This window comes from Falsihalocynthiibacter sp. SS001, from assembly GCF_042445055.1.
Classification (GTDB): Bacteria; Pseudomonadota; Alphaproteobacteria; order Rhodobacterales; family Rhodobacteraceae; genus Falsihalocynthiibacter.
In genome coordinates, this window is sequence record NZ_CP170341.1 from 16,135 (window position 1) to 31,318 (window position 15,184).

At 50.9% G+C, this 15,184-nt stretch carries 13 protein-coding genes; 10 read left to right on the plus strand and 3 right to left on the minus strand.

The window, feature by feature from the left end:
- Positions 1–18 precede the first annotated feature (18 nt).
- Both ACFE33_RS15580 and ACFE33_RS15585 read left to right on the plus strand, forming a co-directional pair.
- A complete protein-coding gene (locus ACFE33_RS15580) occupies positions 19–996 on the plus strand; it encodes an HAD family hydrolase (RefSeq protein WP_380058942.1) in 978 nt (325 codons plus the stop codon).
- A gap of 234 nt (positions 997–1,230) precedes the next feature.
- Positions 1,231–2,286, plus strand: coding sequence for a Hint domain-containing protein (locus tag ACFE33_RS15585; protein WP_380058943.1), 1,056 nt, complete (start codon positions 1,231–1,233; stop codon positions 2,284–2,286).
- A 62-nt stretch (positions 2,287–2,348) separates the two neighbouring features.
- On the opposite strand, the gene ACFE33_RS15590 is transcribed toward ACFE33_RS15585, so the two are convergent.
- Positions 2,349–3,275 carry a cation diffusion facilitator family transporter gene (locus ACFE33_RS15590; RefSeq protein WP_380058945.1) on the minus strand — a complete coding sequence of 309 codons (927 nt, stop codon included), beginning with the start codon at positions 3,273–3,275 and terminating at the stop codon, positions 2,349–2,351.
- 322 nt (positions 3,276–3,597) lie between these two features.
- Here ACFE33_RS15590 and ACFE33_RS15595 point away from each other — a divergent pair, with 322 nt between their 5' ends.
- A complete protein-coding gene (locus ACFE33_RS15595; RefSeq protein WP_380058947.1) occupies positions 3,598–3,951 on the plus strand; it encodes a GlsB/YeaQ/YmgE family stress response membrane protein in 354 nt (117 codons plus the stop codon).
- 104 nt (positions 3,952–4,055) lie between these two features.
- Complete coding sequence (locus ACFE33_RS15600; RefSeq protein ID WP_380058949.1) at positions 4,056–4,757, plus strand: hypothetical protein; 702 nt, start codon at positions 4,056–4,058, stop codon at positions 4,755–4,757.
- A 9-nt stretch (positions 4,758–4,766) separates the two neighbouring features.
- Here ACFE33_RS15600 and ACFE33_RS15605 read toward each other — a convergent pair whose 3' ends face one another.
- Entirely contained in the window at positions 4,767–5,705 is a 939-nt protein-coding gene (locus ACFE33_RS15605) for an META domain-containing protein (RefSeq protein ID WP_380058951.1), read from the minus strand.
- A gap of 232 nt (positions 5,706–5,937) precedes the next feature.
- On the opposite strand from ACFE33_RS15605, the gene ACFE33_RS15610 reads away from it, so the two are divergent.
- From ACFE33_RS15610 to ACFE33_RS15635, 6 genes are all read left to right on the plus strand, one after another.
- Complete coding sequence (locus ACFE33_RS15610) at positions 5,938–6,339, plus strand: GFA family protein (protein WP_380058953.1); 402 nt, start codon at positions 5,938–5,940, stop codon at positions 6,337–6,339.
- 482 nt (positions 6,340–6,821) lie between these two features.
- Positions 6,822–8,738, plus strand: coding sequence for a DUF3604 domain-containing protein (locus ACFE33_RS15615; protein ID WP_380058955.1), 1,917 nt, complete (start codon positions 6,822–6,824; stop codon positions 8,736–8,738).
- Between the two features lie 346 nt (positions 8,739–9,084).
- Positions 9,085–9,816: a porin family protein gene (locus ACFE33_RS15620; protein ID WP_380058957.1), complete on the plus strand. Its 732-nt coding sequence runs from the start codon at positions 9,085–9,087 to the stop codon at positions 9,814–9,816.
- 517 nt (positions 9,817–10,333) lie between these two features.
- Positions 10,334–10,969, plus strand: a complete 636-nt coding sequence (locus tag ACFE33_RS15625; protein WP_380058959.1) for a hypothetical protein — start codon at positions 10,334–10,336, stop codon at positions 10,967–10,969.
- 290 nt (positions 10,970–11,259) lie between these two features.
- Positions 11,260–12,108 (plus strand): peptidyl-prolyl cis-trans isomerase, encoded by an 849-nt coding sequence (locus ACFE33_RS15630; RefSeq protein WP_380058961.1) that lies wholly within the window; start codon positions 11,260–11,262, stop codon positions 12,106–12,108.
- Positions 12,105–13,118: a HupE/UreJ family protein gene (locus ACFE33_RS15635; protein WP_380058963.1), complete on the plus strand. Its 1,014-nt coding sequence runs from the start codon at positions 12,105–12,107 to the stop codon at positions 13,116–13,118. The genes ACFE33_RS15630 and ACFE33_RS15635 overlap by 4 nt, the downstream gene beginning before the upstream one ends.
- A 161-nt stretch (positions 13,119–13,279) precedes the next feature.
- On the opposite strand, the gene ACFE33_RS15640 is transcribed toward ACFE33_RS15635, so the two are convergent.
- Positions 13,280–15,175 carry a DUF3604 domain-containing protein gene (locus ACFE33_RS15640; RefSeq protein ID WP_380058964.1) on the minus strand — a complete coding sequence of 632 codons (1,896 nt, stop codon included), beginning with the start codon at positions 15,173–15,175 and terminating at the stop codon, positions 13,280–13,282.
- Positions 15,176–15,184: the final 9 nt, after the last annotated feature.

Here is a 15,184-nt window from a genome sequence, read left to right on the forward strand (position 1 = left end):
CTAGCTATGGAGCTTCCCATGCGTTTGCTTGCCTCTACTGCTGCTTGTGTACTGTTTTCTACTGTCCCTCTTTTGGCTGATCCGCTGCCTTCTTGGAATGACTCGGATTCTAAATCTGCGATCATCGAATTTGTCGATAGCGTCACCGAGGAGGGCGGAGAGAGTTTTGTTCCCGAAGACGACCGCATTGCAGTGTTCGATAATGACGGAACCCTGTGGAGTGAGCAGCCCCTCTATTTCCAAGGTATTTATGCGCTTGAACGCCTTGCCGAGCGTGCCAAGGAAGACCCGTCAATCCTGACGTCCGATGCGCGCAAAGCCGCAGCAGCGGGTGACATGGAAGGTGTCATGGCGGGGGGCATGGACGGCCTGATTGATATTCTGAACGTTACGCACTCAAATATCACGGTCGAGGATTTCAAAGCAGATTCATACGAATGGCTAACCACCGCCCAGCATCCCACATCGGGCCTGACATATGCGCAAATGACATATGCGCCGATGGTCGAGCTGCTTGAGTATCTCCGCGAGGAGGGGTTCACGACCTATATCGTTTCGGGCGGCGGCATTGATTTCATCCGCACGATTTCACAAGAGGCATACGGCATCCCCCCTGCGCAGGTCGTCGGCACCGAGGGCACCACGCGTTACGAAGTTAAGGATGGCGTTCCGTCGGTAATCAAGGACGGCGGGGTTAGCTTTGTGGATGACAAAGAAGGCAAGCCCGTTGGCATTGAGCGTTTCATTGGCCAGCGTCCGATTTTTGCGGCTGGTAATTCCGACGGGGATTTCCAGATGCTTGAGTGGGTGACAGCCGGCGACGGACCGCGCTTTGGTATGATAGTTCACCACACCGACGGCGAGCGCGAGTTTGCGTATGACCGCGACAGCAGCATCGGCAAGCTTGTGAAGGGGCTTGATGAGGCCGCTGAGCGTGGATGGGTCTTGGTTGACATGGCGAATGACTGGTCAACAGTTTGGACCGGACAGCAATAACGAGCGTGGGGCCGTTTGGGCCCCATTTTTTGAGCGAACTCATTTGATTGCGCTAAAACCCTCTGCTTCGAGTTATCGCGGGCACTAGATGGCGCTTTCTGCAGAAATCCCAAGAAAGATAGAAAGGTGGGGCGCATTTTCCTAGAAACGCCACACTTAAATAATAGAAGAAACACATTCTACAGTATAATGGTTCATAAGTTTAGTTCGGAAACATCTGTGTGAGTATCAAAAATGGCGTTGGAAAAACTGTATGTCTACAATGTTGCGACAGGTGACAACACCTACCCACATAGCGGTGATTTCACCATAACGGTAGCGGGGCAAATTACAGTTGATGATTCAAACCGCAGGCGCGATGACGAGCTTGGGGATTATACCGATACTGGTTCCAGAGATGTCCCTGATCAGGACGTAACCGTTTCTTCTGTGGCGGGCATAAATGTAGGCGACACCGTTGATTCACGATATACCTATACAGTCACGGGTTCGGACGGATCCAGTGGAAACATCTACTTCCTAGCCACTAACAGCGCCACGAATTATGGATCGTTGATCGTATCTGATTTCCCGCTCGACCCTTCAGTAACCTATACATTTGGTACTTTTAATCGCGAAGGAGCAGTTGACTACGATGATCTTGTTCCCTGCTTCGCGTACGGAACGCTGATTTCGACCGCTGAGGGTGATGTGCCGGTTCAGGAATTGTTGGTGGGCCAAGAGGTCCTGACGCTAGACCGTGAATACAAGAAGATCCGTTGGATCGGTAGCAGGAAGCTGGATGTCATCGACCTGAAGCTTAATCCGAAGCTCCTTCCTATAAAGATCAAGAGCGGTGCTATGGGTTCTGGACTCCCGTTACAAGATCTTCTGGTTTCACCACAACATAGGGTACTCGTACGTTCACAGATCGTGAAGCGGATGTTCGATAGCGACGAAATTCTCATACCGGCAAACAAGCTCGTCGAGTTAAATGGGATTGATGTCGTGCAAGAGTGCGAAGAAATAGAGTATTTCCATGTCCTGCTCGATGATCACGAGATTATCTTCTCCAACGGAGCTCCGACTGAAAGCCTGTTTACCGGACCCGAAGCATTAAGAGCGCTTTCGCCCGAGGCTCGAAAAGAAATTGAAACTCTCCTTCCTGAGATAAAATCTTTATCTTACAGCCCTAAGCCCGCGCGAGTTATTCCTACAAAAGGCAAGCACACTAGGAAGGCCATGTTCCGTCACGTTAAAAACAAGAAGCCTTTATTGAGCGAAGTCGGGATACACAGCGTCGTCTCATAAGTTTGCGCGTATGGTTCGTACAATAATTCCAGCAGAAGCGGGGTCATACTCGCTCTTGTTTTTTATTGCTCGCCTGCGCTGTCGTTTGTGCGCTGTGCTTCGATAAAGACGCGCGTGATGGAGGGATAGGCAGTTTTGATGTTGTGTTCTAGGGATGAGACGCGGTCCTGAACCTCGCCGGAGGAGAGCTTGTCCGAGAAATCAATGCTGACGTTCAGCAGGATCTCTTGCGGGCCAAAGTGCATTGTCAGCAGTTCGTTGACGCCACGGATGCCGGATTCCTTCTTGATGATCTGTTCAATGCCCGCAACGACCTTGCGGCTGGCGCTTTCGCCGGTTAGCAGGCTCTTGCATTCATAGGCGAGATAGCTGGCGGTCACCGCAAGAATGCCGCCGATAATCAGTGAGGCAACGCCGTCGAGAACTGGCATATCCAGCATCTGGCCCAGAAAAATCCCAAAGAACGCAACGATCAGCCCGAGCATCGCTGCGGTATCCTCGAACAGGACGGTGAAAACGGTGGGGTCTTTGCTTCGGCGGACGGCTTCGAAATATCCGTGATCGCCTTTGGTGGCGCGTAGTTCCTTGAAGGCAATAACCCAGACGACACCCTCAAAGATCAACGCCAATCCAAGAACGATATAGTTGATATGGGGGCTGGTGACGGGGTGGGGGTCTTGGATTTTGTGGATGCCTTCATAGAAGGAAATCCCCGCGCCGATCCCGAAGATCAGGATCGCAACGACGAAGGACCAAAAGTAAAGCTCCATGCCATATCCGAAGGGATGCGACGGATCCGCGGGCCGCTTGGCGCGCTTGATACCAAGGAGCAGAAGGCCCTGATTGCCAGTATCAACCAGCGAGTGAACCGCTTCGCTGAGCATCGCGGAACTTCCGGTAAAGCTGGCAGCCGCGAACTTTGTCGCCGCGACCAATGCGTTTGCCGCCAATGCGGCGAAGATGACAGTGCGCGATCCCGACGTTGCCATAAGCGTTTACTTCCATCGTTTTAGCGGCGGTAACCCACCCGAAAATTTCGACAAGATGTATGCCGTATGCGAACACTTTAGCGCTCATTTGGCAAGCTTTGGATTTGTTTTGGGTGGCCGTGGGAGATATGCGGGCTAGCGACCGACAGGCGGAACGCGATTTTGGCCAGAACGAGAGCGGCGCAAGAAGGCAACAGCCGTGACGCCTCATTCAAAATTTTTGTTGTAATATCAACAGAGAGGGGTCATCATTTCAGGTGTTAGAATTACTAAAATATCACTTTCGTCGTTACATCTTTACTCAGTTTAAGGAAAGACAGACATGAAACGTATTTTGAATTCATCCCTCATCATGCTCACTTTGGCTACACCTGTGTTGGCCCAGACCGAAGGTTCCGAGGCGGTTGGATCCGCTACTGGCGGCATTCTTGGCCTCTTGATCACGATCGTAATTGGTGCGCTGATTGGTTGGGTCGCAAGCCTGATCGTGAGCGGCGGGCCTTCGAGTTTGCTTGGAGATATCCTTATTGGTATCGGCGGCTCGTTCCTTGCCGGTTGGGTCCTTCCGATGCTGGGCGTATCGTTCGGTAGCGGGTTCCTTGGAGCGTTTATCGCGTCCGTGCTTGGCGCGATCGTGCTCATTCTGATTTACCGCGCTATTCGCAAATCCGCTTAATCAGATAAGTTATTATTGATTGATGTGTTAGGCTGGGCTGTGGTCCGGCCTAGCGGCATGTTTGCACGTAAATTTCATTTTGTTAGAAAATCGGGGGATTTGACATGAAGTACACCATTTTCCTTGGAACGGCGCTTGGAATCGCGGCGGCGCATTCGGCTTCTGCACAGTCGGAGGACTATATGCGCCAGTACTGCGAGAACGCCAGCCAGCAGTTTTATCAGGACTTTGAGTCCGTAACAGACTCTAGCTACGAAGGACAGCGGACGGATAAAACCCATGCCGTCAATGGAACGATCAACCTTGAGAACAGCAGCGAGACCTTCCAATGTTCGTTCAACGCGAGTGGCGATACGATGGTGGATTTCATAACCCAAGATCAGTCATGGCCCGATTTCGTGAGTGGCGACGGAAGCCCTGCGCAGCAAGCAAACAACACCGAGAGTGAACCGCCCGCATCCGATGCGGCCGCAGAGGTGATGTTTGAAAAAGGCACAACGGGCACCACTCTTGGCGGTGCGATCCGAGGGCAAGAGTATTTCGACTACAAACTGACGGCGAGCAAGGGCCAGATGATGTCGGTTAATCTTGAGGTCACCGACAGCAATGGCGACGGCTCGGTTTTCTTCAACATCCTGCCCCCCGGAAGCACGGGCGTTGCGATGTACAACAGCTCTAATGAAGGCAATACCGTCGAGATGCGCCTAACCGAAAGCGGTGCATATGTGATCCGGCTTTACCTTATGGGCAATGATCGGGACACGGACAAAACGGTTGGGTACAACCTCGACGTGGATATCCGTTAGGGGGTCGGATTACTGGCCCTGCTCCCATATCGGAGTGCTAAAGGCGTTGGCTTCTTCGTCGCTACCGGGTTCGATGAAATCGTGCTTGGACTCGTCGGTAAAGGTGTTCCAGAAAGCATCCGCAAGGGTTTGATCATGGATCACAAAGTCGCCCGCGCTTTGGCGCTCCTTTAGAAACGCAAGGTAAGCGTCGAGCGGTTCCGGCCCCAGTTGTTGATAGATGATACGCCCGCCGTATTGATCGTGCAGGGATTTGTTGATTTTCCACTGACGGATCATGCTTGTGGCCATGTCGTTTTCCATGGCCTCAACTTCGGCGGCTTCTTCGGAGGTGAGTTCATCGCGGTCGCTTGACGCGCCATCCGTGCCGCTGCGCATCTTCTCAAGAAAGGCGTCGATCTCGTCTGGTTCGGCCTCGATGCCCTGATCTTGGGCGTATTGATCGAACAGGCGGCCCAGTATCGCAAATTGCAACTCGTCCGCGTCTGTCGTTGTTAGGTCTTCGCCCAAGACGGTGGCCACTTTGTCCATGCTGGCAACGGGCGTGAATTCGATAATCGCGCCGTCTGCCATGGTGGCAAGAAACAGCCCGCCGTCCTCTAGGGTATAGCTGCGAACCCATTCAAACTGCGCGAGGTATTTGTCAGATATCGACCCCTCAGGGCAGAGCGCCCGCGTCGATGCGATGGGCCCAAAGCTCAACTCATTCGCCGCCGCCGAGGTCCAAGTGCCCGCTCCACGATTGCAATCGGCCTGAATCGCGGTCGTGCCATCGGGCATAAATTCGAGCGTGTATTTGCTTGTGTCATCAGGCGCGAGAACGCTGTCATCCATCGACTGAATTTCAACCAGCCGCCAAGCCGTCCCGCCAAGGTCGTCCGCACCAGCGGCCAGCGGACAAGTGGCCGTGCTCATCGCAAGTAAGAGAGGGGTAACAATACGTTTCATATTCGCCTCCTGAGGCTGCTCAAATCACAGCCGTGAATTTTGCGGTCATCGCTTTGGACGTGGCGTATCTGAAAATACTATAGCGGTGAAAATGGAATTGTCAGGAGGTATATGTGGTTTGGGTTTCAAGAGTGAGGCGGTTCTCTAAGAGGCCGGAAATTGACGGACAAACATTAAGTGATATTCTGCCGACCTAAGTTCTTCATGTCAGTTTTTCGATAGGAGTTAAATCATGGATGAAACTTACTCTGTTAGCTGCGATTGTGGCGCTGTAGAAATGCATCTAACGGGCTCACCCCGCGTTCGCGGCCACTGCCATTGCAACGCGTGCCGCGTGCTGCTTGATACGCCATATCATTCCGTAACCGCATGGAACCCGGAACAAGTTGAAGTCACTGCGGGCTCGGAGGCGCTAACGACGTTCCAGCACCCGGAGCTGGCGATGAAGAAGGTCTTTTGCCGGCATTGCGGCGAGGTTGTTTACAACACCAACAAGATGGATTGGCGAATAGTCTCTCAACATCTCCTGAGAAAGCGACTTCACGGACTGCCTGAAGCACTTCTTCCGCTTAGTCATTTTCACTATGCAAGCCGTGTAGTCGATGTTGCTGACGGATTGGAGAAAAAGGACTGATACCCAACAAACAAAGGTTGTGTTGAGCGATTCAGTTAATCGTCAAAATGGAAACCACTCCGACCTTTTGAGTTACGCTATTCAAACCTCATTACTGAGGAAAATGCGGAATTGGCCAGTATCGTAGTCGCAAGACTTTTCGGAGGCACACACTCTCACAAAGTTGAAATCGGTTCGAGACATACAGAAAAAGATGCCCAGAGAGCGTTCTGCGAGCGTCGCCCAATGTGCCACAGAGTGTTTCATTCAAACATTCGTCCCGCACATAGGACGTTGTCGGAAACGATTATCTTCGGCATGGCTCGTTCAGCAATCACGCGCTACCAGTTAGCCAGACAGTATCGTGTCGGCCGCCAGCACCAAGTACTTGCGGGTTAAGCCATCAAGAACCGAAAAGCTTGATTTAGTTCGCTCGCACACTATGCTTGAAACATATTTGCCTCAACATTTCTTAGACATTTTCGTCAGACCGAGGAGTTCTCATGCATTTCTTAAAAGCTTTTACATCAATAGCCGTGTTCCTACCGAGTTCTGTTCTTGCGCAGGTAACCACAGATGGCGGCACAATTGATCCCGCCAGAGTTGAACGCTTTTTTAATCAGCCAAGCTATTCGCCCTATGCCGGACAGTCTTACCCAAGCGTGCCATTGTGGGGGGAACAGCATCTGCACACGTCTTGGTCGCCAGACGCCATTGCTGCTGGAACCCGCGTCGATCCGGACCAAGCCTTGCGGTATGCAAAGGGCGAAGAAATCACCTCAAACACCGGACTTCCCGTGAAGCTGTCTAGGCCCTACGACTGGATTGTTATCGCGGATCACTCAGATGCGCTGGGGATCATGGCGGGTGTTCTTGAAGGCGACCCGAACCTTCTCGCTGATCCCAAACTGAAAGAATGGAGTGTCGGTATGAACGCTGGCGGGGAGGAGGCAACCGCTGTCGTCATGGAAATGATCACGCTTCAGGGGCTGGGAACGTTACCCGAAGCCGTCACGGACCCTAATAATCAATTCGACATGTGGCGCGAGATGACCGAAATCATCGAAAGCCATGATGACCCAGGCACGTTTTCGGCAGTGATCGGATATGAATGGACATCTAACTACGGCGGCGGAAACAACCTGCACCGCAATGTCATCTACAGAGATGGCAAATCAATGGCGGACCGCGTGCGCCCTTTGACGACCTTTGACACGGATATTCCCAATGAACTCTGGGATTGGATGGCCGACTACGAAAAGGAAACCGGTGGTCGCGTTCTTGCTATTCCGCACAATGGAAACTTGTCCAACGGTCTTATGTTCTCGACGGAAACACCGGATGGGAAGCCCATTGACGTCGAATGGGCGATGCAGCGCCAAAGATGGGAGCCACTATATGAGATCACCCAAAGCAAGGGGACTTCGGAGCAACATCCGAGCCTAGCCCCCTCCGACGAATTTGCCGATTTCGAGATTTGGGATAAAGGCAACCTGAATGTCGTTCCAAAAGAACCCGGAATGATTGAGCGCGAATATGCGCGCGAAGCTCTGAAAAATGGCTTGGCGCTTGAGGCCAAATTCGGGGTAAATCCGTTCAAGTTTGGTCTGGTCGGCTCGACCGATGATCATACTGGTATTTCTTCTGCAGAAGAAAACAACTTTTTTGGCAAGTTTCCAGCAAGCGAGCCATCGCCCGAACGCTCCACTGGCAACGCGTTTGATTTTGACGGGCGCACTGTCAAAGACTGGCAGCTTGGCGCATCTGGTTTGACGGCAGTTTGGGCTACTGAAAATACCCGCGCCGCCATCTGGGATGCCATGAAACGCAAGGAAGTTTATGGAACAACAGGTCCACGGATCGGCGTACGTTTCTTTGGCGGCTGGGAGTTTAACGAACAGGACGCTCAAAGCAGAAACCCGGCCGCGCAGGGGTATGGGAAAGGTGTTCCCATGGGCGGCGATCTGGTTGCCGCTTCCGATAGTGAAACTGCTCCGAGCTTTCTTGTCGCCGCGCTCAAAGATCCTCTTTCTGGCAACCTAGACCGCATTCAGATCATCAAAGGCTGGCTCGATTCTGAGGGAAACACGCATGAAAAGATTTTCGATGTTGTTTGGTCAGGTGAGCGAGCGCCAGATGCAGATGGAAAGCTTCCATCGGTTGGGGACACAGTTGATATAGAAAACGCGACATGGACCAATACAATTGGTTCATCAGAGTTGATCACGGTCTGGCAAGACCCTGAATTTGATCCATCAATTAGCGCATTCTATTACGCCCGCGTCCTTGAAATTCCTACACCGCGTTGGACGGCCTATGACGCGGCATACTTTGAGGATGCAGCCTTTGGTCCCGAAGTCCCGATGACAGTTGTCGAACGCGCCTACACGTCGCCAATTTGGTACACGCCAGAAGGTTGACTTAAGTAATTTGAAAAAATTTGCTTGGTCCAAACGAACCTCAGCCGCCGTTCATTGCAATGCGCTTGAATGGCGGTTCTGGGCCGTACTGTGTTATTGGGCGCATCGGGTGGAAAGCAAATTTGTCGCAAAGGTTTGCCTTCGCAAACGAAGTGGAAATTCTTAGCAACAAAAAGAAAAATCGGAGGGTAGTTTTCGCCGACCGGGCCAAGGCAGATCAGGAATGCCCATAAATGCGCTTAGAGCTGATATCTGGTTCTGAATTGGGACTTATACAGAATTACTATCAAACGCATTTTTGATACTGATAAAAAGTTCGTTTTCTTAGCTGTTTAGGGAGATATCAATGCAGAAATATTTGAAATCATTCGTTGGCCTTGTTGGCTTGATGGCGACATCATCGGCGGCTATGGCACAAGCTTCAGACTGGCAATACGGAGCCACAGTATATCTTTTCACGCCTGAAACCACAGTATCAGTGGGGGACGTTGAAGGAAGCCTAGACTTTAGCGACGCGCTGAAGAATCTCGATATGGCCTTTATGGGAGCCTTTGATGCTCATAATGGCACATGGGGATTGCTTGCGGACTATATGTTGACGGATCTTACGTTCGAGCAGGCGACACCCGGCGCGGACTATTCTGGGTTGAGCACATCTCTTAAAACCCAGATTCTAAATGGGTATTTGACCTACCGAGCATATGAAGAACCAACAGTTAGCATCGACGTCGCGGCTGGTTTCCGATTGTTTGACACAAGAACTAAATTAACGTTGTCATCCGGAACAGCCACCGGCGGCTCTTCCAGTGTTAGTGATAATTGGGCTGACCCAGTTATTGGTGCCCGAGCGAATTTTCAAATGTCTGAAAAGTGGAGCGGTACGGCGTTCGCTGACTATGGCGGCTTTAGCTCAGACAGCACCACATGGCAGGTTCTTCTAACTCTTGATTACCAATTCGATGAAAACTGGGCGGGTAGACTCGGCTATCGAAAAATCTCGGTTGACCACAAGATCAACGGAAGCGATTTCAAGTATGAACAATCCGGACCATTGCTCGGGGTGACCTACAAATTCTGATGACTTATGGGCTATCCTATCCAGAGGTATGATACTATTCCCTCGGTAATGTAGACGGTTAAGAGATATTTCGGGTTGATTGATGCAGGAATGCGCCTTCGCCAGAAAAAATAGGTGGGAGGCAAGTACGGTGCGCAAAAGAATGCAGCCAAAACGCGCACAAGCGTGCAGTTTCACTGCCTTGAGAACTCGCCTAACTGCTCCATCATCGACCGCTTCCAATCTAGTATCAGATAGGGAAGTGTGCCATTTCTAATTTGCTAATCTTAGACATCCTAACTTTGCAGCCACGCAAATCTGCCGACGCACACCGCTTGGGTTATTCTAAAGAGGTTTAGTTGATTGTGAGGCTTCGAAATAGTCGTTCGCTAATTTATGGTAATGATCAAACTAAGAAGTTGCGGCAGGTGGTTTTTTATACCGCTTTCATCAAATTTGTTAACTAGAAGATTGGGAAATTTAGGTGCGGCATTTACTACGCAAGTTTCAACTACCCCTATTGCGAATTTTGATGAGGATGTATGAAAAACTTTCATTAATAGGCTCCTTTATTATTTTAGTTGCCGCTCTAATTACGGTTGTGGCCGCCCTTCTCGGCCTATGGATGCTGCTTGCAGTAATTTTCGAGGATGAGACTGCTTTGAATATCGCCCTGGTGCTTTGGTTTCCAGTGTTGAGTTCTTTTGCGCCCACCATCTATTGGGGCCATCTTCTAACGTTCGAAATTGTATGGCAAGTGATGGGTATTTATAAAGTATTTGGCGTGAAAGAATATAAAGTTAGAGATTCATTTCATAATAAGATGGCGAGTGATTTAATGGGAAAATCAAGTAATCGTTCAAATGATGGTTATTGGGATGTCGGCGTAGGACGAGCAGGTGGCGCAGCCACAAATTTTTTTTCTGGCAGCAATGGTAGCATTTCACTCAATTTCTCACCCGCGATATCAGTTCCCGTTGGTATGGCCGGAGGGTTCGAGAATTCGAATTTTACTAAAACCAACATTCAAATTGCTGGAGCGGCATTTAAGGTCTTCGGTGCAGGTGCTTCAGCCAATTTAGTAAAAGTTGCTGATAATCAATATTATGATAATCAAAGCGGAGCGCGAACAAGTTCATCTCCGCTCGACAGTTGCAGGCATAGGGCAGATTGAAGACACCTCAGTATTCAAACTTGCATCAAAGGATATTTGGGTATCCCACCCAGCAACCGAAATGGATTCAACGCCAAATCCCTGAAGCGAACCGAGATCATCAAATCGATGCGGGTTCGACAAAAAGCAGTGCGAAAAGGCATTGAGATAGGCATTCATACTTATAGACTGCCATAGTCGTTCAATCATCCGACTTTGCCACTAAACCTTTTCAAGTTGTGCATATATTATTTGAAATTTATTGTATGCCAAATTAGCTCCTACTCATACTGAAAGCACCCGTTTATAATATGATTAAACAAATCTTTTCGAGGTTCATTAGAGAACCTCTAGTACATTTTGTTCTTGTCGGAAGTGTCGTTTTCGCGACCTTCGCAGCACTTAACGAACGGCCTGTCGAACAGGATGAGAGCCTGATCATTGTGGATGAAACAGACCTAGCCCGCATAGCGGAACAGTTCCGAGCAACATGGTTGAGGTTCCCGACCCAAGAAGAAATGGCCGCAATAGTCGAAGGGTTTGTGAATGAAGAAGTGTTGGTGCGAGAAGCATTGTCTTTGGGCCTAGACCAAGACGATGCTGTGATCCGACAACGCCTTCGGCAGAAAATGGACTTTATTACGGGAGCGAGTTCGGAGATTGAGGCCCCTGACGAGAACGCACTTAAAGCCTACTATGATGCAAATATTGTGAATTACACCATTGATCCCGTCGTTACTCTTGAACAGATTTATCTTGGCCCCGATGCCTCCAACGCCCAAATTACTGCGGTACAAGACGCGGTTCGCAATAGCCAGCCGCCCGAAGGGTTAGGCGTTCCAACTCTGCTTCCAACAAGGCTCGAAGGCACCTCAAGCGTCGATGTGGACCGCAGTTTTGGCATTGGTTTTTATGAAGCCCTCGACGTGAGCCTTTTGGGGCAATGGCAGGGGCCGATTGTGTCGTCTTTCGGTGTGCACTTTGTGCGCGTCGAGAGCTTTGAACCCGGGGAAACAGTGCCTCTTGATGCAATCGAGGAGCGTGTCATTCGCGATTGGCAGTTTCAAAACACACAAGCCGAAAAAGCGCAAAACATTCAAAGCCTCCGTGCACGATATGACGTGCAAATCGCCGACTATGGCACGATGTTGCTACAATGATCCGGCTTATTCTTCTTGGCTTCGTGCTCATCTTATTTGGGGCGCCCCTTCCTTCGGTTCACGCACATGCGCTTGAACCCGGGTATCTGGAACTAGAGCCCTTAGGGGCCGAAAACTGGCGTGTCACATGGCGCAAACCCGCCGTATCGGGGCAACCGATGCCCATCGAAGCGGTGTTACCGGAAAACTGTGCACATCAGCGCGCCCACAGTACCAAGTTCGATGGCTATGCGTATATTTCGCGCTGGACGACGAAATGTGTGGGCGGATTAACGAGCAATAAAATCACGATTGACGGGCTGGAAAACACTAAAACCGATGTGCTTGTGCGCTATACGCTTGAGAGCGGAACTGCGCAAACGATGCGCTTAACGGCCCGTGCTCCATCCTTTGTGGTCCCCGATGCGCCGAGCGCTCTTGGTGTTCTTACAAGCTATGTGGCGCTTGGGGTGGAGCATATTCTTGGCGGGATTGACCACCTAGTATTTGTTTTTGCCCTATTGCTGCTCATTCGGAGTTGGCGACCTTTGATCGCCGCAGTGACGGCCTTTACAGTTGGTCACAGCATATCCCTTGCGGCAGCAACTCTTGGCTGGATCGCGCTTCCAGCGCCTCCCGTGGAAGCAGTTATCGCACTGTCGATTATGTTTCTCGCCGCAGAATTGGTGCAACAATCCAAGGATCATCAAACGCTGACAGTGCGATTTCCTTGGGCAGTGGCGTTTGTGTTTGGCTTGCTGCACGGCCTAGGATTTGCAGGAGCTCTGGTTGAAATTGGCCTCCCCGAGGGGGACATTCCGCTGGCCCTGTTCTCTTTTAACGTAGGTGTGGAAATCGGCCAACTCATGTTCATAGCGGTGGTCCTGTCGGTGGGGTATCTTCTGCTCCGCTTGGTTCCAAAACTCGCCCGCAAATCAATGCAACCTCATAGCGTTGCACTTATTTCCATGGGCTACGGTATTGGCTGCGTGGCCGCATTTTGGTTTGTTCAAAGGCTCGCATTGTTCTAAACACGCACTAAATTATGGCCCTTTCGCAGTATATCGAAGGGGCCGTGATCCCAAAATATATGGGGTAAAGTTAACCAGATGGTGGCGGATTCAAAACGACGTTTTGCACCAGATTCTAGGTAATACTTCCACTCGAAACGGTTAGGAAAATCCGCGTCGGGTTACCCTTTCGGTGCATACCAAATCGGCGACGTATAAGCGCGCTCCGTGGTTGTCATGGGAACGTTGTCGGGGAGATCAAGATCATAAAATACCGCGTCATAAGCCGTCCAGCGCGGGGTCGGAATTTCGATCACACGGGCGTAATAGAAGGCGTTGATCGAAGGATCGAAGTCCGGATCTGTCCAAACAGCACCCAATTCGGAAGCGCCAATAGTGTTGCTCCAACTTGGTACCGAAAGATCGACCGTGCTACCCACCGAAGGCAGTTTGCCATCGTCACCGAGAACACTTTCATCAGACCACGCCACGTCATACACCTGTTCTTGTGGTTCTCCGTCCGTATCAAGCCATCCCTTGATGATCTGAACGCGATCAATATTGGCCCCCATTGGATCGCGCAATGCGTAGACCAAGAAGTTGGGCGCGGTGGCCCCGTCAGGCGGATTTAACAGATCACCGCCCATCGGCACCCCCTTTGTATAGCCGATTTTTGCGAGGTTGCGTCCATCAACATCCGAAGGCGTAAAATCCCAACCGCCGAAGAAACGCACGCGCATCCGTGTTCCTGTCGTGCCGTAAACTTCGCGTCTCTCCATTGAGTCATATATCTCTGTGCGGGTATTTCCCGTGGCCCAAACAGCCATCAATCCCGCCGTGATATATCGCCAACTGTTGTAAGATAGACCGAGATCTTTGTTCTCTTTTGAGAGGTGGTTGGAGCGGTGCTCGTTTGGCTCATAGGCTGTAAACTTACCAAAAAAGTTATCTTGATCAGGCGTAGAGAGCGCTGTGTGGGCGTCCGATCCTCCTGCAAAACCAAACTTGAACGGGTTAGCACCAAGAGTTTCTTCTAACTTGAAGCCATTCGCAAGCGCTTCCCGTGGGTACTCTGTCTTGAGCATCTCGGGTGTTTTGGCTTCTGACAAATCAAGATTGCCCCAATCCCAACTTTCATAATCGGCAAACTCATCGGTTGGTGACAGCATTGGGTGGGCTTCGCCGTCGCCTTTTAATTGAGTCACTTCATAGAGTCGCTCAAACTTGTTGCGCATTTCAACGTATTCGGCATCGTAATCGGCCCCATCGGCGAAATCATCCTTAAGCGCAAACATCATGCCATTGGATAGGTTGCCATTGTGTGGAATTGCGGTAACTTCGCCGCCCGTTGCATCCTCATAAGACTGCATCCATCTCCACAGATCACGCGGGTTTGGCGAGCCTGTCGGCGGGGTCGTTGTGTAGGGAACGATTTTCCCAGCCCGATCGGCATTGTCGCGGAAAATCACGTTGCGGTGCAGATTGTTCCCCGACACAAGTGAGGTCCACTCAAATGCAATGAACGTTGTGAATTTCCCCGGATCGTTGAACTCTTCGGCCGCATTCACAATGTCGGTCCAAGTGCGGGCATAGGATGGATTCCCCGGCTGGTAATTCAGCGCATCCGAAACTTTGCCCTGTGCAAAAAGGCCAACCAGATCGACAGCCGCTTTTTGTGCCTCAGAGCCGCCCTTGGCAAAAGCTTCGTGAAACTGCTTGCCTTGTTCGTCAGCAAGAATATTGGGCGTTCCCTTAATAATAATCGAAATCGCCCCCATCGCATCCGAATGGTCGGTAATCATGTAGAAATCATAAGGCCGCGCAAGTCTGGCAGGCTGACCAGTGTTGGATGTAACTTGCTCCCCGCGCGCAAAACGATATGCATCGCGTGGCAACAGGGTGGTTCCACCCCCGCCAGCATCCGCAGAGAGTGCTGTATGTACATGGGTTTCCCCGAAATAAACATCATCCGGAAACGCGCGGTTGGCATAGGGCGAATAGGGCGCACCGACATAAACATTGGCAACCAACCCTGCCGTGTCTTGAGCGAAGACTGGCGTCGACAAGACAAATGACATGATCAGCCC

Bases quoted from the DNA above. Each gene is read 5' to 3' on its own strand.
- ACFE33_RS15580 (WP_380058942.1), top strand. From the start codon at position 19: ATGCGTTTGCTTGCCTCTACTGCTGCTTGTGTACTGTTTTCTACTGTC.
- ACFE33_RS15585 (WP_380058943.1), top strand. From the start codon at position 1,231: ATGGCGTTGGAAAAACTGTATGTCTACAATGTTGCGACAGGTGACAAC.
- ACFE33_RS15590 (WP_380058945.1), bottom strand. From the start codon at position 3,275: ATGGCAACGTCGGGATCGCGCACTGTCATCTTCGCCGCATTGGCGGCA.
- ACFE33_RS15595 (WP_380058947.1), top strand. From the start codon at position 3,598: ATGAAACGTATTTTGAATTCATCCCTCATCATGCTCACTTTGGCTACA.
- ACFE33_RS15600 (WP_380058949.1), top strand. From the start codon at position 4,056: ATGAAGTACACCATTTTCCTTGGAACGGCGCTTGGAATCGCGGCGGCG.
- ACFE33_RS15605 (WP_380058951.1), bottom strand. From the start codon at position 5,705: ATGAAACGTATTGTTACCCCTCTCTTACTTGCGATGAGCACGGCCACT.
- ACFE33_RS15610 (WP_380058953.1), top strand. From the start codon at position 5,938: ATGGATGAAACTTACTCTGTTAGCTGCGATTGTGGCGCTGTAGAAATG.
- ACFE33_RS15615 (WP_380058955.1), top strand. From the start codon at position 6,822: ATGCATTTCTTAAAAGCTTTTACATCAATAGCCGTGTTCCTACCGAGT.
- ACFE33_RS15620 (WP_380058957.1), top strand. From the start codon at position 9,085: ATGCAGAAATATTTGAAATCATTCGTTGGCCTTGTTGGCTTGATGGCG.
- ACFE33_RS15625 (WP_380058959.1), top strand. From the start codon at position 10,334: ATGTATGAAAAACTTTCATTAATAGGCTCCTTTATTATTTTAGTTGCC.
- ACFE33_RS15630 (WP_380058961.1), top strand. From the start codon at position 11,260: ATGATTAAACAAATCTTTTCGAGGTTCATTAGAGAACCTCTAGTACAT.
- ACFE33_RS15635 (WP_380058963.1), top strand. From the start codon at position 12,105: ATGATCCGGCTTATTCTTCTTGGCTTCGTGCTCATCTTATTTGGGGCG.
- ACFE33_RS15640 (WP_380058964.1), bottom strand. From the start codon at position 15,175: ATGTCATTTGTCTTGTCGACGCCAGTCTTCGCTCAAGACACGGCAGGG.